A 17,133-nucleotide genomic window follows, 5' to 3' on the forward strand; every position below is an offset into this window, starting at 1 on the left:
GTCCACCTGTACCCGCGTACAGGAACCGCCCGTCTCGCCGACGCGAGGCGGGCGCTCGGCGCTCCACGGGCCTCCCGGCCGGAGCGCCGGCCACGCGCCCGGCACTCCCAGTCCCGGGGCCGCACGGACCGATAGCATCGCTGGCGACCACCTGAACCAGGCACCCGGAGCAGCACATGAACCCCCGCCCGACGGACCGTACCGAGGTCGCCGCACGCCTGGCCGCAGCGGTCGGTCGGATCAACCGACGGGCCCGCACCGACTCGGCCTCGCTCGGGTACGGCATCGTCTCCGCGCTCGCGTCGATCCAGCGGCACGGACCCCTGCGCCCCGGCGACCTGTCGCGGATCGAGGTGGTCACGAAGCCCACGATGACCCGCATCCTGACCGAACTCGAGCAGCGCGGGTTCATCCAGCGCGAAGCCGACCCGCGCGACGGTCGGGCGTTCATGGTCACGGCGACGCCGGAGGGCATCGAGGCGGTCGAGCAGGCCCGCGCGAACCGCACCGGGATCGTGGCCGAGCTCATCGCCGAGCTCGACGAACCGGACGTCGAGGCGATCGCCGGAGCCCTGGCCGCACTCGAGCGTGTGGCCCAGGGCGAGCACGCCCAGGAACCTCACACCTTCTAGCCCCGCGCAGGACCGTTACCGAACCGTTACCAAGCGGTGGACGGACCGTTCTGCCAGCGTTCCTGGACGCGCTGCCCAGTCGGACCGGTCACAGTGACCGCTCCGCCTGACCGCGGCCACCCCACGGCCGCGTACCCGGCGGACGGACGGGCCCCACACCACCGTCCGGTCCTCACCGGCTCGAGGACTCCTCCGTCGTCGCCGACGGTGTCACCGACACCGCCAGCATCCGGCACGCCCGCACGACCCGTTGTGCGAGCAGGAGTCCGTCCCCACCGAGCCGCCGACCTGCGGAACCGATGCGACACACCCCTGAGCTCCCCACCCCCACCGCCTCGACCCGACGTGAGGCGCTGAACACCCCCAGCCGCCGGATGCGCCGTGCCCTGCGACACCGGGCGACGATGATCGCCGGCGGCGCCGCGGTCCTCGCCGTCGCCGGTGGCGCGTTGACCGTCGGCACGCAGCCCGCGATCGGCGAAGCCCTCGGCATGCCGACCGGCACCCCGAGTGCCTCGGCGACCGCCCAGCCCGCGCTGCACGGCACCGCACTCGACCGCGCCCAGGCCGCCGCCACGATCACCACGGCGAAGACCGTCATGCAGACCGCGAACGCCAAGGTCGACACCTCGTCGCTCGAGCAGCGGGTCGACGCCCTGAGCGACTACCCGGAACTGTCCGGTGCGGCGCTGACGAACCGGATCTCGACGACCGTCGCGTCCGCCACGCACGTCGCCGAGGCGAGTGCGACGCAGGACAAGCGGGACGTCGACGCGAAGGCAGCCGCCGCCGCGAAGGCCGCCGCCGACCGGCAGGCCGCCGCCGAGGCAGCCGAGGCCGCCCGGAAGCTCGCCGCCGGCAACACCGTCGCGGGGGCCAAGGCCACGGCGACCTCGCTCGCGTCGTCCGAGTACGGCTGGGGCGCCGACCAGTTCCAGTGCCTGGACAACCTGTGGACCAAGGAGTCCGGCTGGAACTACCAGGCCGTCAACGCCAACGGCGGTGCCACCGGCATCCCGCAGGCGCTCCCCGGGTCGAAGATGGCCACGGTCGGATCGGACTGGCGCACCAACGCCACCACCCAGATCACGTGGGGTCTGCGGTACATCAGCTCGGCGTACGGCACCCCGTGCGCGGCGTGGGCGCACTCGCAGGCGAGCAACTTCTACTGATCGGCGCGGGTCGCGACGGCGACCAGCAGACGAACGGGAGGCCCGTGGCGGATCCGCCACGGGCCTCCCGTTCGTCGTGTGGTCGCGGTCAGCCCACCCGCGCGACGCGCACGTCGACGCGGCTGAGCGCCAGGTCGTGGGCCGCGGCGGTCGCCAGGGCGACGTCGTGGACGGCGCGGGCGACCTCCGGGGCCGGGCGGAAGCCGTCGGTGCCGATGACGACGCGCAGGACCCCTTCGTCATCGACGACGATCCTGAGCGGGCCGGCGTTCGTGGCGATGCTCCGGACCGCCTGCACGGCGCTCGCGACCAGCGGGCGGGAGCGGTAGAGGTCGGTGACCCCGGAGACCTCGGTCACCGCGGTCTCGATCGCCGCGAGGGCCTCGTCGGTGGTCGTCATCGTGCCTCCTCCGGGTCGGTGCCGGTCGCGTCGTCGTGCTCCGGCAGCAGATCGCGGACGACCACGTCGATCGCCTCGACGAGCAGGTCGGTCTGCTCCGCCAGCGCCTCGCCCACCGCGGTCCGGACCAGGTCGGCGGCCGTCGGGATGGACAGGCCCGGGGCGATCGCGATCTCGACCACCACGCGCACCGGTGACGCGAGCTCGGTGACGTCGCCCTCCAGCTGACAGCGGGCGACGAGCACGCCGGTGACGGCGTCGCCGGTCCGCCGGATGAGGGAACGGATGGCGCCCTCGGTCATCACCGGGCGCTCCGTCTCGGACAGGGGGCGGAGCGGCACGTCGCGGCCGGATCGGGCCTCGATCGAGATGTTCGCCAGGACGCCACTGATCCACGACTCGTCGGCCGGGGCCTCCTCACGCGCTGCCACCTCGAGTGATCGGAGCGACGCGTGACGGACGCGGATGATCGCCGCGAGGGCGTTCTGGCACGCGGGTGAGTCGTCGATGCTCGGGTCGGCCGGCTGCATCCCCGCGTCGAGGTAGTCGGTGAGCTCGTCGATCGAGTGACCGTCGAGGTCGCCGGGCTCCAGGGCGTCGAGCGCCTCGGAGCTGTCGGGCAGGTCCGGACGGATGCCGTCGTGGTCGGTCATCGCCATCCCTCCATGAGTCGGATCATGTTCTTCCTCGCTCGGGACAGCAGTCCCCGGACCGTCGATGGTGGCAGGTCGAGTTCGGCGGCGATCTCCTCGTACCGGTACTCGAGCACCTCCTTCATGATCCAGCACCGTCGTTGGGCTTCGGGCAGTTCGGCCAGTGCACGTTCCACCGCGTCCTCGCGGGAACGCGCTTCGGCGACCCGGTCAGGTGCGTCGTCCGCGGGTGCGGCGACCTCGAGCTCGGTGACGTCGTCGTGGATGCGACGCGCACGGATGCGGTCGAGGCACTTCCGGCTGAGGATGCGCATCAACCACGACTTCACGCGGGCGAGGTCGTCGAGGGAGTCGAGGCGGTCCCACGCGGTGATGAAGGTCTCCTGCACGACGTCGTCGAGTTCGTCGGTGGAACCGAGGGTCCGACGGGCGTAGGCACGGAGCAGCGGGGTGTGGCGACGGATCAGGACCTCGAAGGCCCGGACGTCGCCGTCGGACGACCGGCCGGCGAGGACCGCGTCGTCGAGCTCGGCGAGGGACTGGTGGTGCACGCGTTCCTTCTACTGGTGGTGGATGGTGAACGGCTGGGTGCGCGGATGCGCCGGCACGACCGTGAACGGTCCGACCGGTCGGGCGGCCAGCGAGCGGACACGCGCCAGGGCGAGCACGTGCGCGGGGGCGTTCCTGGGGACTGCAGCGGTGCGGGTCACGTCGGCTCCTCGTGGTGTGGTCACCGATGAGACGGACGCCGGACCCGTTTCGTCACACACGACGTCAGGGACGCACCCGGACGGTGCCGGTGTGCGCCCCTGACCGGGCCGCTTCGTGTGCTGGGCGGTCCTACTGCTGGATGAAGGCGAGCAGGTCGGGGTTGATGACGTCCGCGTGGGTCGTCAGCATCCCGTGCGGGTAGCCCTCGTAGATCTTGAGCGTCGCGTTGGGCAGCAGCTCCGCCTGCTTGATGGCTGCGGCCTTGTAGGGCACGACCTGGTCGTCGTCGCCCTGGGTCACGAGGACCGGGACCGAGATCGCCTTGAGGTCCTCGGTCTGGTCGGTCTCGGAGAACGCCTTGATGCCCTCGTAGTGGGCCAGGGCGCTGCCCGTCATCCCCTGGCGCCACCAGTTGGCGACCACCGGGGCGGACACCTCTGCCCCCGGCCGGTTGAAGCCGTAGAACGGCCCCTCGGCGACGGCCTGGAAGAACTCCGCGCGGTTCGCGGCGAGCGCGCTCCGGAACCCGTCGAACACCGAGATGGGCGTGCCTTCCGGGTTCGAGTCGCTCTGCACCATGATCGGCGGCACCGAGGACACCAGGACCGCCTTGGCGACCCGGCCCTGGGGCTCGCCGTACTGTGCGACGTACCGCGCGACCTGGCCACCGCCGGTCGAGTGGCCGATGTGGACCGCGTTCCGCAGGTCCAGGTGCTGCACGAGCGCGTCCGTGTCGCTCGCGTAGTGGTCCATGTCGTGTCCGGTGCCGATCTGCGACGACCGCCCGTGCCCGCGACGGTCGTGCGCGATCACGCGGTAGCCCTTGCCGAGGAAGAACAGCATCTGGGCGTCCCAGTCGTCCGAAGACAGGGGCCAGCCGTGGTGGAAGACGATCGGCTGCGCGTCGCGCGACCCCCAGTCCTTGTAGAAGATCTCTGCCCCATCGCTCGTGGTGACGAACGCCATCTCGTGCCTCCCTGGTTGTCTGTTCCACTCGTGACGCGGGCTGGCCGCTGCCTCCACGTCGGCGGGAGGCCGGAACTCGTTCACCGTAGTTCCGAGGGAGGCTCACCCGCTAGCACCAACGTGTCGGGCCGGCGCGAGCGCGGCTTGGCGCACGGGCCCCGCGTGCGCCAGAGTGGCTCCATGCCGCTCGTCACCGCCGTCTGCCGCGTCGACCGCCTGCTGCCGGACTCCGGCATCATCGGCGTCACCGCGATCGACAAGCGCCCGGTCGCCGGCAGCGTCCGCGTCCGGCCCCTCGGCCTGCGTGCCGACGTGCAGGCGAACCGCAAGTACCACGGCGGCCCGGACCAGGCCGTGTACGCCTACGCCGACGAGGACGCCGCGTACTTCGCCGAGCTGCTCGACCGCGAGATCACGCCCGGCCTGTTCGGCGAGAACCTGCGCACCAGCGGCATCGACGTCACCGGTGCCGTGACCGGGGAGCGCTGGCGGATCGGCGACACCCTGGAACTCGAGGTCACGATCCCCCGGATCCCGTGCGGCACCTTCGCCAGGCGCATGGGGATCGACAAGTGGGTGAAGCGGTTCGCCGACGAGGGCCGACCCGGCGCGTACTTCCGCGTGGTCAAGTCCGGATCGGTGACAGCGGGCGACCTCATCGCGGTGACGTACCGGCCGGAGCACGGGGTGACCATCGGCGAGATCTTCAGCGACCTGTCGCCCGGACGTGCACGGGCCGTGCTCGAGTCGGGGGAACGGCTGGCGCCGAAGGTCGTGCAGGACCTGTCGAAGGTCGCCGCGCGGGCCTGAGCCCGTCGAGCCGCGTGCGTCCGCGCCGCTCCGTGCGTCCTGTCAGCTCCTTGCGTCCGGTCAGCTCCTTGCGTCCGGTCAGCTCCTTGCGTCCTGTCAGCTCCTTGCGTCCGGACGGCCCGGCAGCGCGCCCCGCGACGGGTCGATCGGGCGCTTCGCCGCGGGCAGTCCCGCGACCACCAGGTCGTAGGCGTTCGCCACGAGGTCCTCGACCAGGGTCTCGTCGATGCCGCCACCCGGCGCCAGCGTGATCCAGTGCCGCTTGTTCATGTGCCACCCCGGCGTGATCTCGTCGTGGTCGCGCACCAGCGCCGCCCCGTGCGGCGGCGCGCACTTCAGGTTGACGATCGGTGTCCCGCGTACCTCGGTGACCATCACGAACATCTTGCCGACGACCTTGTAGACGACGGAGCCCTCGCCGAACGGCTGCGTCTCGACGGCCGCCGGCAGCGCCAGGGCCGTGCGGCTCGCGATCTCGTGCAACTGCTCGCCGTCCATCTGACCAGGATGCCCGAGGCCGCCGACAGCGCACCCCGTTCGGGGGCAGGTCGTGAGCGTCGATCACGTCGTAGGATCACCACGCCGCGTACCCGACGCGGCGATCGCTCGCGCGATCACCACCAGTTCCAGGGGGAACCCGTGCGCATCATCCGTACCCTCGGCATCGCCGCCGCCACCGCCGTCCTCGCGACCACCGTCGTCGTCGGCGGGACCTCGACCGCCCAGGCAGCACCGAAGTCCTACGCCAACTGCACCGCGGTGCACAAGGTCTACTCCGGCGGCATCGCGAAGAAGTCCGTCAAGAAGAACAAGGTCGTCTCCGGTGGCAAGGCCACCTACCGCGCGCTCAAGGGCACGGTGAAGAAGGACGACGCGCTGTACCGGGCGAACACCAAGCTCGACCGCGACAAGGACGGCATCGCCTGCGAGAAGAGCTGACGCTCCCGCTCGCTCGGTGACACCGGCAAGACACCGGTGTTCGCGTCCTGAACACCCGCACGCCGGGGTGCGATGCGCGAACACCGGTGCTTTGCGTGCCCGGCGCGGTGCGATGCGCTCAGAGCGACGGGACGCCCTCGTGCCCGGACCGGGGACGAGGCGTCCCGGCCACCCCGGTGACCACCGACCCCGCCGGTACGTCCTTCGTGACCACGGTGTTGGCGCCGACGACGGAGTCCGGACCGATCGTGATCGCCCCGATGAGCGACGACCCCGCGCCGAGCACCACGCGGTCCCCCACCACCGGATGCCGTCGGGCGCTCGGGCCGTGGTCGCCACCGCGTCCACCCAGGGTCACACCGTGGAACACGAGCACGTCGTCCCCGATGACCGCGGTCTCCCCGATGACGACACCCATGCCGTGGTCGATGAAGAACCGGCGGCCGATGCGCGCCCCCGGGTGGATCTCGATCCCGGTGACCGACCGCGCGACCTGCCCGAGCAGCCGCGCCGCGAACCGCGACCCGGGCAGCCCCTGTGCGTTCCAGAGCCGGTGGGTCACCCGGTACGTCCAGATGGCGTGCAACCCGGAGTAGACGATCGCGTTCTCCAGGTCGCCGCGCGCAGCAGGGTCACCGCGGCGTGCTGCGGCCAGGTCCTCGCGGATGGTCCGCAGCACGCCTCGTCGGACGGGACGACTCACGCAGTGAGTCCCTCGAAGAGCACCGTCGACAGGTAGCGCTCTCCGGTGTCGCACACGATGGCGACGATCCGCTTGCCGGCGTTCTCGGGGCGGGCGGCGATCTCGAGGGCCGCGTGGATGATCGCGCCGGACGAGATGCCCGACAGGATGCCCTCCTCGGTCGCCAGGGCGCGGGCGACACGGAGTGCGTCGTCGAGCTCGACGTCGAACACCTCGTCGATGACGCTCTGGTCGAGGACCTCGGGGATGAAGTTCGCGCCGATGCCCTGGATCTTGTGCGGACCGGCCTTGCCCTCGGTGAGCAGGGGCGAGTCCTTCGGCTCGACGGCGACGATCTGCACGCCGGGCACGCGCTCCTTGAGCACCTGCCCGACCCCGGTGATCGTGCCGCCGGTGCCGACACCCGCGACGAACACGTCGACGTGCTCCTCGGTGTCGCGGAGGATCTCCTCCGCCGTGGTCTTCCGGTGGATCTCGGCGTTCGCGGCCGTCTCGAACTGGTGGGCGAGGATGGCGCCGGGGGTCTCCGCGACGATCGACTCGGCCTTGGCGACCGCGCCCTTCATGCCCTCGGGCCCGGGGGTCAGGACGATCTCGGCCCCGTACGCACGGATCACCGCACGGCGTTCGACGCTCATCGTCTCGGGCATCGTGATGACGACCCGGTACCCGCGGGCGGCGCCGACCAGGGCCAGGGCGATCCCGGTGTTGCCGGACGAGCCCTCGACGATGGTGCCGCCGGCCTGCAGCGCTCCGGAGGCCTCGGCGGCGTCGATGATCGCGACGCCCAAGCGGTCCTTGACGCTGGCGCCCGGGTTGTAGAACTCGAGCTTCGCGAGCACCTCGGCGCCGCCCGCCTTCGGCAGGCGGTTCAACTTGACGAGGGGGGTGTTGCCGAACGCCTGGGAGATGTTCTCGTAGATGGTGCCGCTCATCCGGTCCGTCCTTCGCAGCTCAGGTCGCGCATCGCTCTTCCTGGAGGCGCGGTGTGCGCCCGATCCTAGCCACCGGACCCCAGGTGGTCCTGTCCGTGACGGCGCGTGCGCGCCGGACCCGATTCGCGCATCCGGGCCGGTTGCTGCCCCGGCCTGCGAAAGCGACAGGTGTCCGCGGAAGGTTCGCACGGTTCTGTCGCTTTCGCGGGAGTGAGCACGACCAGCGCCGAGGAGAGTCGCTTTCGTGGCGCGATCGACCGCGTCAGCGCACGAACGCCGTCCGGGCGAACCGCTCGTCGGTCGCCTCGAGCACCCGCAGCACGTTGCCGCCGGCCAGCGCACGCAGGTCCGACTCGCCCCAGCCGCGGCGGACCAGCTCCGCCGCGAGCACCGGGTACCGCGACACGTCGCGCAGGTCCGGCGGCAGCACCGGGGTGCCGTCGTAGTCGCCGCCGAGGCCCAGGTGCGCCACACCGGCGGCGTCGCGGGCGTGCTCGACGTGGTCGGCGACGTCCGACACCGTGACCAGGGGCGGTTCGCCGGCCATGCCCGACTCCTCCCAGTCGGCCCACACCCGCGACACGAACTTCGGCACGAAGGTGATCATCACGACGCCACCGTTGTCGGCGAGCCGGGCGAGCACGTCGTCGGGCACGTTCCGCGGGTGGTCGTCGATCGCGACGGTCGACGAGTGGCTGAACACGACGGGCTGGGTCGCGATGTCGAGGGTGTCCCGCATGGTGGCCGGGGCGGTGTGGGACAGGTCGACGAGCATGCCGATCCGCTCCATCTCGGCGACGACCTGTCGCCCGCGGTCGGTCAGGCCGCCGTGCGCCCGTTCCCCGGTCGCGGAGTCGGCCCAGGGGGTGTCGTCGTTGTGTGTGAGCGTCATGTACCGGACGCCGAGCCGCGCGAGGGTGCGGAGGACGGCCAGGTCGTCGCCGATCGAGTGCCCGCCCTCGGCGCCGAGCAGGGACGCGATCCGGCCGGAGTCGACCGCCGCACGGACCTCGGCGGCGGTGCGGGCAAGCGCGAGGTCGTCGGGGTAACGCTCGATGATCCGGTGTGCGAGATCGACCTGCTGCAGCGTCGTCGTCACGGGGTCCGGGTCGTCCGCGGGCACGAACACCGACCAGAACTGCCCGACCACGCCGCCGGCACGGAGCTTCGGGATGTCGGTGTGCAGCGAGTCGGTCTCGGTGTCGATGCCCTCGACGCCGGAGTCGTGGCTGTCACGGCGCTCCCAGGGCAGGTCGTTGTGGCCGTCGATGACCGGGAACGGGAGCGCGTCGAACGTCATCCCCCGACGCTACCGCCCGCGCCGTCGTGGCTAGGCTCGTTCTGTGCAGCCCGTCACCCTCCGCACCGAGCGCCTGGTGCTCTCGGTCCCCGAGATCAGCGATGCCGACGACGATCGGTCCGCTCCGACGGTCTGGCCGACGTCGTGACCGTCTCGTTCCGTGTCGTGACGGAACTGCCGGTGCCGCCGGAGCGCGCCTTCGCACTGTCGCTGGACATCGGCGCGCACGAGCGCTCGATGGCAGCGACCGACGAACGCGCCGTCGCCGGCACGACGACCGGCACGATCGGCCTGGGCGAGACCGTCACCTGGCGGGCGCGGCACTTCGGGATCGTCTGGAAGATGACGAGCGGCGTCACCGCCCTGGAGGCTCCCCACCGGTTCGTCGACGAACAGGTGCGTGGGCCGTTCGCCCGCTTCCACCACGAGCACCGGTTCGAGCCGTCGGCCGGCGGGACGCGCATGGTCGACACCATCACGTTCCGCGCTCCGCTCGGTCCGCTGGGCCGCCTGGCCGAGGTGCTCGCGTTGGCCCGGTACATGCCGAAGCTCATCGCCGACCGCAACGCGTCGCTCGCCGCTGAGCTGCGTGCCGAGCTCGGCGGCGGGACGGACGGCGATCAGGGCGCTGCGAGTTCCCCCAGGGCGTCGTAGGCGGTGGCGACGGCGTCGACCCGCACCCGGCCACCGGGACCCGAGGCGTCGTAGACGTCGTTCGTGATCGCCGCGACGACGGCGAACAGCGCGGCCATCGAGTCGAACGCCGACGGTGAGTCGACCGGGCAGAGGATCGCGGTGGTGGCGGGAGCGGCGATGACCGCGGCCGTCGGGTCGCCGAGCACGACGACGTCCGCGCCGGAGTCGACGCAGTGCCGGACGATCCGTTCGACCCCGGCGGTGTGCCGGCGCACGGTCACCAGGACGACGAGGTCGTGCCGGTCGAGGTCGGCGACCTCTTCCCCGAGCCGCTGCCCGGGCGACGGACCGACCCGGACGTCGGACCGCACCTGCGCCAGTTGGGACCGCAGTTGCAGCGCGATCGGGTAGGCCCCGCGTTCGCCGAGGACGAGCACCCGGCGGGCACGGACGATCCGACGGGCCAGCCGCGGCCGGTCCGCTCGGCCGAGGGACGCGAAGGCTGCGTCGAGGTTCCGTGCCTCCACCGCACGCTGGTCGACGTGGGCGGCGTCCTCGGCGACCCACGGCAGGCCCGAGCCCCGCGCCGACATCAGGTTCTGCCGGACCTCGGCGGCGTCCTGGAATCCCAGGGACCGCACGAGTCGCGAGACCGTGGCCTTCGAGGTGCCGGACTCGGCCGCGAGTTCAGCGGAGGTGCCGACGAGCAGGAGTTCCGGATCGTGCCGCACCATGGCGGCGACTCGTCGTTCCGCGGGCGAGAGCTGTTCCCAGACGGAGTCGATCCGGGCGCGGACGTCGGGGCCGGCGGTGCTCATGCGCGTGCCACCCGATCGACGGCGACGGCCAGGGCGTCGAGGCCGAGGGCGATGTCCGGCGTCGACACGAACTCGTCCGGGTGGTGGCTGATGCCGTCGGGGTTGCGGAGGAACAGCATCGCGACGTCGGTGATGAGCCCGAGCGACATCGCGTCGTGGCCGGCTCGTGAGAACAGCTCCATCGGTGCGGCTTCGCCCGTCGACACGATCCCGGCGCGGACGGCGTCCATCAGCCGGGGCGAGCAGAACACCGCGGGCGCACGGTGCACCTCGGTCGGGGTGACGCTCACCCCGCGCCGTTCACCGATGAGCGTGAAGGCCTTGGTGAGTTCGTCCCAGACCTCGTCGCGCTCGTCGTCGAACTCGCCCCGCAGGTCGACGGAGAACCGTGCGAGTCCGGGGACCACGTTGACGGCTCCGGGTTCGACGGTCATCGTGCCGACCGTGCCGACCTGGTGCGACGCCCGGCAGATCCGTTCCACCGCCAACGCCGCTTCGGCAGCGGCGAGCAGGGCGTCGTGCCGTCGTTCGTAGGGGGTGCCGCCGGCGTGGCGGGCTTCCCCCACGGCCTCGACCGAGAACCGCCGGGCACTCGCGATGCTCGTGACGACCCCGAGGGCCTGGCCGGCCTGCTCCAGGTGCGGCCCCTGCTCGATGTGCGCTTCGAGGTAGCCGACCACGGAGGCCGGGTCGACCGCAGCGTCACCGACACGCTCCGGGTCGAGGCCGAAGTCGGTGAAGGCCTGCCGCAGGGTCGTGCCGTCATCGTCGGCAAGGTCCCACCAGGCGTCGTCCCAGACCCCGGCCACGGCGGACGACCCGAGCAGTGCCTTGCCGAAGCGGGTGCCTTCTTCGTCGGAGAACGCGATGACCTGGAGTGCGACGGGCAGCGGGCCGTCGGCGGTGAGCCGGGCGGCGGTGCGGATCGCCATGAGCACCCCGACGATGCCGTCGTACCGGCCGGCGTCCACCACGGTGTCCAGGTGGGAGCCGAGCAGCAGCACGGGGGCGTCGGGCGTCGCGCCCGCGGCCCGACCGTGCAGGTTGCCGGCGGCGTCCTGCCACGTGGACAGTCCGGCGTCCTGCATCCAGCCCGCGACGAGGGCGTTGGCCCGAGCGTGCTCCGGCGACAGGTAGACGCGGGTGATCCGGCCCGGTTCGGCGCTGAGGGCGGCGAGCTCGTCGCACCAGCCGGCGACGAGTTCGGCGTCGGCGGTGCCCACGGCGGTCGCGTTCAGGACGGGCACGGCGCTCACGCGAGCACCTCGGCCTGGGCGCGTGCGGTGGCGGTGGCGGTGGTGTCGCGGAAGACGTCGAGGGCGGCGTCGACCCCGCCGCCGTGCGGCACCGCGTGCCCTGCCCGACGCAGGGCGTGCTCGAGCGCGGCCAGGGTCGTGACGACGGTGTCCTTCCGCGCGTTGTAGCCCATGGTGCCGAGGCGCCAGACCCGCCCGTGCAGCGGCCCGAACGACGTGCCGATCTCGATGCCGTGGTCGTCGAGCATCGCGGCGCGGACCTGGTCGCCGACCACGTCGGACGGGATCTCGACGGCGACGACGTTGTGCATCTTGTGGGCGACGTCGCCGAAGACCCGGAGGCCGAGGGCCTGCACGCCGTCGAGCATCGCGCGCCCGGCGGTCTCGTGGCGGGTGACGACGGCGTCGCGGCCTTCTTCGAGCAGGATGCGGGCGCACTCGTGGGCGGCGTAGAGCATCGACGCAGCCTCGGTGTGGTGGTTCAGTCGGCGCGGACCCCAGTAGTCGAGGATCATCGCGAGGTCGAGGTAGTTCGAGCGGATCGGTTCGTCGGCGACGACGTCGCCGGGTTCGCGGATGCCGGCCTCGACGCTCCGCCGCTCGTCGAGCACCGCCACGGCCTTCGGCGACAGCGTGACGGGAGCACTTCCGGACGGGCCGCCGAGGCACTTCTGCAGCCCGGCGCTCACGGCGTCGATCCCCCAGGCGTCGACCTCGAGCGGGTTGCCGCCCACGGTCGCGGTCGCGTCGGTGTAGAGCAGGACCCCGTACCGCTCGCAGATCACACCGAGCTCGTCGAGGGGCTGGTTCATCGTGGTCGAGGTGTCGCCCTGCACGACCGCCAGCACCTTCGGCCGGACGCGGGCGATCGCCGACTCGATCGCGGACGGCGTGAAGACCTGGCCCCACTCGGTCTGGATGGTGTGGACTTCGGCACCGGCACGGCCGGCGATCTCGGCGAGCAGGTGTCCGAACCGGCCGAACACCGGCACGAGCACGCGGTCCCCCGGGGCGAGCAGGGACACGAGCACCGCTTCGATGCCCGCGCGCGAGGTGCCGTCGACGAGCAGCGTGGCGTCGTTCTGCGTGCCGAACACGCGGCGGTAGAGCGCCTGCGTCTCGTTCATCGTCGCGGTCATCCACGGGTCGTACTGGCCGACGAGCGGCGTCGACAGCGCCCGGAGCACGCGCGGGTCGGCGTCGATCGGCCCCGGGCCCATGAGGAGACGGGCAGGTGGGTTCACTGGGAGCATGGTGGTTCCTTCCGTTCCTGATCCGACGATACCGGAACGATCGTTACAGGGGTGTTTCCGACGCGAGCACGGGACGACTGGCCAGCTGACCCTCGACCCGCACCACGCCGCCGTCGGCCGTGGCGATGCGGTGGCCACGGAGCCAGGTCTCGGTGACGCTGCCGCGCACACGGAGCCCGTCGAACGCCGAGACCGGGTTGCGGTGCTCGAGCCCGGCGACGTCGACCACGGACCGGGCAGCCGGGTCGAACACGGCGAAGTGGGCCAGCGCACCGGGCGCGATCACGCCGCGGTCGTGCAGCCCGACCAGGGCGGCGGGACCGGTCGTGAACAGCGGCAGCAGTGCCTGGAGCGGGACTCCGCGGCGCTCGGCCTCGGTCCACACCGCTCGGAACCCGACCTGCAGCCCGGCGACCCCACCCCAGGCCAGGCCCCAGTCGTCGGTCTTCAGGTCCGCGGTGGAGGGCGAGTGGTCCGACACCACGAGGTCGATCGTGCCGTCGAGCACGCCCGCCCACAGCGCGTCGCGGTTGGCATCGTCACGGATCGGCGGACAGCACTTGTAGGCGGTCGCGCCGTCCGGGATCGTGCCCGCCTCGAACGACAGGTAGTGCGGACACGTCTCGACCGTGATGCGCACGCCGTCGTCCTTCGCCGCGCGGAGCATCGGCAGCGCGCCCGCGTCGGACAGGTGCAGCACGTGCACCCGTGCCCCGGTGGCCCGTGCGCCGTCGATGACCTGCGCGATCGCGGACCGTTCGGCGGCGACGGGCCGGGTGGCCAGGAAGTCCGCGTACCGGCCACCGAGCGCCTGGTGCGGCACGAGGTGTTCCGGGTCCTCGGCGTGCACGATCAGCAGGGCGTCGATCCGCGCGACCTCGGCGATCGCGGCGCGGAGCTGCTCGGGGTCGAGGTGCGGGAACTCGTCCACACCGCTCGGCGCCGTGAAGCACTTGAAGCCGAAGACGCCGGCGTCGTGCAGGGCGTCGAGCGTCCCGAGGCTCGCGGGGACCGCACCGCCCCAGAACCCGACGTCGACCGCCACCCGGCCCGAGGCGCTCGCCCGCTTGACGGCGAGCGCCTCGACCGTGGTCGTCGCGGGGATCGAGTTGAGCGGCATGTCCACGATCGTGGTGACACCGCCCATCGCAGCGGCCCGGGTCGCGGATGCGAAGCCCTCCCACTCGGTGCGGCCGGGCTCGTTGACGTGCACGTGGGTGTCGACGAGCCCGGGGAGCAGTACCTGCCCGTCCGGCACGGTGTGGTCCTGCACGGTGTCGACGACCGCATCGACCGGCAGGACGTCGGTGACCCGTCCGTCGTGGACGACGACCGCGGCCGGACGGAACGTGCCGTCGACCCAGGCTCGGTGCGCGCGGACGACGAGGTCGGCGGTGGCGGCCGCCGCCGGGAGGCCCGTCACGCGCCCGCCCCGGCCGTCGCGACCGCCACCGGGTGGCGTTCGAAGCCGGCCAGCAGCCCCGACATCGCCTTCGTCGGCGGCAGGGCGTACTCACCACGCTTGCCCGTGGACACCCCGAGGCGGACGAGCGACTCGGCCAGGACCGTGGCAGCCGCGACACCGTCGACGACCGGCGCCCCGATCGCGAGCGAGATCTCGGCGCAGAAGTCGGCCATGCCCGCACACCCGAGCACGACGGCATCGGCTCCCCCGTCGATGACGGCTCGGCACTCCTCGGTCACGAGCGCCCGCGCACCGGACGCGGGGTCGTCGAGCTCGAGCACCGGGACCTCGCACGCACGGATCTCGGTGACGAGCGGTGCGAACCCGTAGCGCTGGGCGAGCTCGTGGGCGCGGCCGGTCGTCCGCGTCAGGGTGGTGACGACGCCGAACCGGCGGCCGAGCATCGCGGCGGCGTGGAACCCGGCCTCGGCGATCCCGATCACCGGCACCGTCGCGAGTTCCCGCGCGGCGTCGACCCCCGGGTCCCCGAAGCAGGCGACGACGAAGGCGTCCACCCCGTCCTGCTCACCGCGGGCGATCTGCTCGAGCAACCCGGGGACGGCCAGGGCCTCTTCGTAGTGGCTCTCGATCGAGGCCGGCCCCATCGTGGGCTCGACCGCTTCGATCAGGGTGCCGGGCGCGGCGACGGCCTGGGCTGCGACGCCGATCGAACGCGTCATCGACGCGGTGGTGTTGGGGTTGACGACGCGGATGCGCATCGGGGTCCTTCCGGTGGAGCGGGTGGAACGAGTGGAGCGGTGGAACCGGTGGTGCTGGGTGGTGACCATCGTGGCGGGGCCGGGGCGGACCTCCCGGCCGTGGTGTGGATCCGTGGACGAGCGAGCGTCGCGACCCGCCCTGTGGAGGACGGGCCGCGACGCCGACGGTCAGGCGCGACCGACGGCCGCGCCGTCGTCGACCGTCGGGTCGTCCGCGTCGAGCACGGGCATGCTCGGCCGGGCGCGCTCGAGTGCCCAGAAGACGACGAGGCCCAGGCCGCAGCCGATGAACCAGCTGTAGCTCGACAGCCACGGCAGCACGCCCAGCGCCGGGGGCAGGACCGCGCTCGCGACCGAGACCGCGCCGGTGACCACGAGGGTCCAGATGGCGTTCGGGTTGAAGCCGCCGCGGTACCAGTACCGGGCAGTGCGGCTGGTGGAGTACATGTCGTCGATCGCGATGCGCTGCTTGCCGACGATGTAGTAGCCCGCGATGAGGATGCCGAACAGCGGGCCGATCAGCGCACCGAGCACACCGAGCGTGTACAGGATCGCCTGGTCGTTGCCGTACCAGTTCCACGGGGTGAGGAGCACCGAGCCGACGGCGGCGATCATGCCGCCGGCACGCCACGAGATCTTCCGGGGCGCCACGTTCGAGAAGTCGAACGCGGGGCTGATGAAGTTCGCGACGATGTTGATGCCGACGGTCGCGGTGACGAACGTCAGGCCACCGAGCAGGATCGCGAAGGGTGCTCCGATGGCCTGCACGGTCTCGATCGGGTCGGTGATGAGCTTGCCGAACACCGGCATCGTCGCACTCGCGCAGAGCACCGTCAGGACCGAGAAGAACAGGAAGTTGATCGGCAGTCCCCAGAAGTTGCCGCGCTTGACCGCCCGGAACGACCGGCCGTAGCGCGAGAAGTCACCGAAGTTCAGCATCGGGCCGGAGAAGTAGCTGACCACCAGGGCGACCGCGGACAGCATCACCGGGATCGACGCCCCGAACGACAGCGGCTCGCCCGCCGACAGGGTGAACGAGATGTTGCCGATGCCCGCCTGGCTGACCAGGTAGACCGCGAGCACGATCATCACCACGTAGACCGCCGGTCCGGCCCAGTCGATGAACCGCTTGATGGCCTCCATGCCCATCCAGAACAGCGCCCCCTGCGCCACCCAGAGGATCGCGTACGAGATCCACCCCAGGGCCGACAGCCCGAGGAACGAGTGGTCGAGCAGCCCCGCCGACGCCGGGATGAACTTGAGGAAGATGATGTTCAGCGACTGTGCCGCCAGGAAGGTCTGCACGCCGTACCAGGCCATCGCGATGAGACCGCGGATGATGGCGGGGACGTTCGCGCCGAGCACTCCGAACACCGCGCGGTTGATCACGGGGTACGGCACTCCCGTGCGCTGCGACGGCTTGGCGACCAGGTTCGCGAAGACCTGCACGATCAGGATGCCGACCACCAGGGCGATGAGCACCTGCCAGCTCGCGATGCCGAGGGCGAAGAGCGACCCGGCAGTGACGTAGCCGCCGACCGAGTGCACGTCCGACATCCAGAAGGCGAAGAAGTTGTAGCTCGTCCAGCGCTGTTCGCGGAGCGGGGCGAGGTCCTCGTTCGTGAGCGCCGGGTCGTACCCGGGCTTGACGACGCCGGCACCCGCCGGGGCAGGAGCGGCGGTCGTGGTGGGGGCGTGGGGCGCGGCGACTGGTGTCGCGATGTCGGTAGCCATGGCGTCCTCCGAGGGAGTGGGAAGCGGGGCG

Annotated in this window: 20 protein-coding genes; 5 read left to right on the forward strand and 15 right to left on the reverse strand. The window is 71.9% G+C overall.

Annotation, left to right across the window (positions count from 1 at the left end; all coding sequences use genetic code 11):
- Positions 1 to 176: 176 nt before the first annotated feature.
- Both MXD64_RS12880 and MXD64_RS12885 read left to right on the forward strand, forming a co-directional pair.
- Complete coding sequence (locus MXD64_RS12880) at positions 177 to 632, forward strand: MarR family winged helix-turn-helix transcriptional regulator (protein WP_017888509.1); 456 nt, start codon at positions 177 to 179, stop codon at positions 630 to 632.
- 299 nt (positions 633 to 931) lie between these two features.
- The gene (locus MXD64_RS12885; protein WP_139179821.1) at positions 932 to 1,804 is read left to right on the forward strand and encodes a hypothetical protein; all 873 of its coding nucleotides are present in this window, start codon (positions 932 to 934) and stop codon (positions 1,802 to 1,804) included.
- 88 nt (positions 1,805 to 1,892) lie between these two features.
- On the opposite strand, the gene MXD64_RS12890 is transcribed toward MXD64_RS12885, so the two are convergent.
- From MXD64_RS12890 to MXD64_RS12910, 5 genes are all read right to left on the reverse strand, one after another.
- Positions 1,893 to 2,204 (reverse strand): hypothetical protein, encoded by a 312-nt coding sequence (locus tag MXD64_RS12890; protein WP_017888507.1) that lies wholly within the window; start codon positions 2,202 to 2,204, stop codon positions 1,893 to 1,895.
- Positions 2,201 to 2,857 (reverse strand): hypothetical protein, encoded by a 657-nt coding sequence (locus MXD64_RS12895; protein WP_139179820.1) that lies wholly within the window; start codon positions 2,855 to 2,857, stop codon positions 2,201 to 2,203. The genes MXD64_RS12890 and MXD64_RS12895 overlap by 4 nt, the downstream gene beginning before the upstream one ends.
- A complete protein-coding gene (locus tag MXD64_RS12900) occupies positions 2,854 to 3,408 on the reverse strand; it encodes an RNA polymerase sigma factor (RefSeq protein WP_017888505.1) in 555 nt (184 codons plus the stop codon). The genes MXD64_RS12895 and MXD64_RS12900 overlap by 4 nt, the downstream gene beginning before the upstream one ends.
- A gap of 9 nt (positions 3,409 to 3,417) precedes the next feature.
- On the reverse strand, positions 3,418 to 3,567 hold the full coding sequence (locus MXD64_RS12905) for a hypothetical protein (RefSeq protein WP_156155306.1): 150 nt from the start codon (positions 3,565 to 3,567) through the stop codon (positions 3,418 to 3,420).
- A gap of 130 nt (positions 3,568 to 3,697) precedes the next feature.
- Entirely contained in the window at positions 3,698 to 4,534 is an 837-nt protein-coding gene (locus MXD64_RS12910) for an alpha/beta fold hydrolase (protein WP_159556824.1), read from the reverse strand.
- A 180-nt stretch (positions 4,535 to 4,714) separates the two neighbouring features.
- On the opposite strand from MXD64_RS12910, the gene MXD64_RS12915 reads away from it, so the two are divergent.
- The gene (locus tag MXD64_RS12915; RefSeq protein ID WP_250891566.1) at positions 4,715 to 5,344 is read left to right on the forward strand and encodes an MOSC domain-containing protein; all 630 of its coding nucleotides are present in this window, start codon (positions 4,715 to 4,717) and stop codon (positions 5,342 to 5,344) included.
- A gap of 96 nt (positions 5,345 to 5,440) precedes the next feature.
- Here the strand turns inward: MXD64_RS12915 and MXD64_RS12920 are convergent, their stop codons facing one another.
- Positions 5,441 to 5,842 carry an MmcQ/YjbR family DNA-binding protein gene (locus MXD64_RS12920; protein WP_042538129.1) on the reverse strand — a complete coding sequence of 134 codons (402 nt, stop codon included), beginning with the start codon at positions 5,840 to 5,842 and terminating at the stop codon, positions 5,441 to 5,443.
- Between the two features lie 141 nt (positions 5,843 to 5,983).
- Between MXD64_RS12920 and MXD64_RS12925 the strand changes: the two genes are divergently transcribed.
- Positions 5,984 to 6,283 (forward strand): excalibur calcium-binding domain-containing protein, encoded by a 300-nt coding sequence (locus tag MXD64_RS12925; RefSeq protein WP_017888500.1) that lies wholly within the window; start codon positions 5,984 to 5,986, stop codon positions 6,281 to 6,283.
- Positions 6,284 to 6,401: 118 nt separating this feature from the next.
- On the opposite strand, the gene epsC is transcribed toward MXD64_RS12925, so the two are convergent.
- The 3 genes from epsC to MXD64_RS12940 all read right to left on the reverse strand — a co-directional run bounded on the left by epsC (position 6,402) and on the right by MXD64_RS12940 (position 9,221).
- Positions 6,402 to 6,986 (reverse strand): serine O-acetyltransferase EpsC, encoded by a 585-nt coding sequence (gene epsC, locus MXD64_RS12930; protein ID WP_235045701.1) that lies wholly within the window; start codon positions 6,984 to 6,986, stop codon positions 6,402 to 6,404.
- Positions 6,983 to 7,921 (reverse strand): cysteine synthase A, encoded by a 939-nt coding sequence (cysK, locus tag MXD64_RS12935; protein ID WP_017888498.1) that lies wholly within the window; start codon positions 7,919 to 7,921, stop codon positions 6,983 to 6,985. The genes epsC and cysK overlap by 4 nt, the downstream gene beginning before the upstream one ends.
- A 262-nt stretch (positions 7,922 to 8,183) precedes the next feature.
- The gene (locus tag MXD64_RS12940; protein ID WP_262117833.1) at positions 8,184 to 9,221 is read right to left on the reverse strand and encodes a dipeptidase; all 1,038 of its coding nucleotides are present in this window, start codon (positions 9,219 to 9,221) and stop codon (positions 8,184 to 8,186) included.
- 144 nt (positions 9,222 to 9,365) lie between these two features.
- Here MXD64_RS12940 and MXD64_RS12945 point away from each other — a divergent pair, with 144 nt between their 5' ends.
- Positions 9,366 to 9,875, forward strand: a complete 510-nt coding sequence (locus tag MXD64_RS12945; protein ID WP_017888495.1) for an SRPBCC family protein — start codon at positions 9,366 to 9,368, stop codon at positions 9,873 to 9,875.
- Here the strand turns inward: MXD64_RS12945 and MXD64_RS12950 are convergent.
- From MXD64_RS12950 to MXD64_RS12975, 6 genes are all read right to left on the reverse strand, one after another.
- On the reverse strand, positions 9,842 to 10,675 hold the full coding sequence (locus MXD64_RS12950) for a MurR/RpiR family transcriptional regulator (protein ID WP_017888494.1): 834 nt from the start codon (positions 10,673 to 10,675) through the stop codon (positions 9,842 to 9,844). The genes MXD64_RS12945 and MXD64_RS12950 overlap by 34 nt on opposite strands.
- Positions 10,672 to 11,931, reverse strand: a complete 1,260-nt coding sequence (locus MXD64_RS12955) for an allantoate amidohydrolase (protein WP_194589807.1) — start codon at positions 11,929 to 11,931, stop codon at positions 10,672 to 10,674. Before MXD64_RS12955 ends, MXD64_RS12950 begins: the two co-directional genes overlap by 4 nt.
- Positions 11,928 to 13,184: a pyridoxal-phosphate-dependent aminotransferase family protein gene (locus MXD64_RS12960; protein WP_056070513.1), complete on the reverse strand. Its 1,257-nt coding sequence runs from the start codon at positions 13,182 to 13,184 to the stop codon at positions 11,928 to 11,930. The genes MXD64_RS12955 and MXD64_RS12960 overlap by 4 nt, the downstream gene beginning before the upstream one ends.
- A 43-nt stretch (positions 13,185 to 13,227) precedes the next feature.
- Entirely contained in the window at positions 13,228 to 14,607 is a 1,380-nt protein-coding gene (allB, locus tag MXD64_RS12965; protein ID WP_263136549.1) for an allantoinase AllB, read from the reverse strand.
- Entirely contained in the window at positions 14,604 to 15,368 is a 765-nt protein-coding gene (locus tag MXD64_RS12970; protein ID WP_259575968.1) for an aspartate/glutamate racemase family protein, read from the reverse strand. The genes allB and MXD64_RS12970 overlap by 4 nt, the downstream gene beginning before the upstream one ends.
- A 168-nt stretch (positions 15,369 to 15,536) precedes the next feature.
- The gene (locus MXD64_RS12975) at positions 15,537 to 17,102 is read right to left on the reverse strand and encodes an NCS1 family nucleobase:cation symporter-1 (RefSeq protein WP_042538149.1); all 1,566 of its coding nucleotides are present in this window, start codon (positions 17,100 to 17,102) and stop codon (positions 15,537 to 15,539) included.
- Positions 17,103 to 17,133 lie beyond the last annotated feature (31 nt).

The organism is Curtobacterium sp. Arg-1, from assembly GCF_025643395.1.
Lineage (GTDB): Bacteria > Actinomycetota > Actinomycetes > Actinomycetales > Microbacteriaceae > Curtobacterium > Curtobacterium poinsettiae.

Coding starts and splice junctions, on each gene's coding strand:
- MXD64_RS12880 (WP_017888509.1), top strand. CDS start 177: ATGAACCCCCGCCCGACGGACCGTACCGAGGTCGCCGCACGCCTGGCC.
- MXD64_RS12885 (WP_139179821.1), top strand. CDS start 932: ATGCGACACACCCCTGAGCTCCCCACCCCCACCGCCTCGACCCGACGT.
- MXD64_RS12890 (WP_017888507.1), bottom strand. CDS start 2,204: ATGACGACCACCGACGAGGCCCTCGCGGCGATCGAGACCGCGGTGACC.
- MXD64_RS12895 (WP_139179820.1), bottom strand. CDS start 2,857: ATGACCGACCACGACGGCATCCGTCCGGACCTGCCCGACAGCTCCGAG.
- MXD64_RS12910 (WP_159556824.1), bottom strand. CDS start 4,534: ATGGCGTTCGTCACCACGAGCGATGGGGCAGAGATCTTCTACAAGGAC.
- MXD64_RS12915 (WP_250891566.1), top strand. CDS start 4,715: ATGCCGCTCGTCACCGCCGTCTGCCGCGTCGACCGCCTGCTGCCGGAC.
- MXD64_RS12920 (WP_042538129.1), bottom strand. CDS start 5,842: ATGGACGGCGAGCAGTTGCACGAGATCGCGAGCCGCACGGCCCTGGCG.
- cysK (WP_017888498.1), bottom strand. CDS start 7,921: ATGAGCGGCACCATCTACGAGAACATCTCCCAGGCGTTCGGCAACACC.
- MXD64_RS12940 (WP_262117833.1), bottom strand. CDS start 9,221: ATGACGTTCGACGCGCTCCCGTTCCCGGTCATCGACGGCCACAACGAC.
- MXD64_RS12950 (WP_017888494.1), bottom strand. CDS start 10,675: ATGAGCACCGCCGGCCCCGACGTCCGCGCCCGGATCGACTCCGTCTGG.
- MXD64_RS12960 (WP_056070513.1), bottom strand. CDS start 13,184: ATGCTCCCAGTGAACCCACCTGCCCGTCTCCTCATGGGCCCGGGGCCG.
- MXD64_RS12970 (WP_259575968.1), bottom strand. CDS start 15,368: ATGCGCATCCGCGTCGTCAACCCCAACACCACCGCGTCGATGACGCGT.
- MXD64_RS12975 (WP_042538149.1), bottom strand. CDS start 17,102: ATGGCTACCGACATCGCGACACCAGTCGCCGCGCCCCACGCCCCCACC.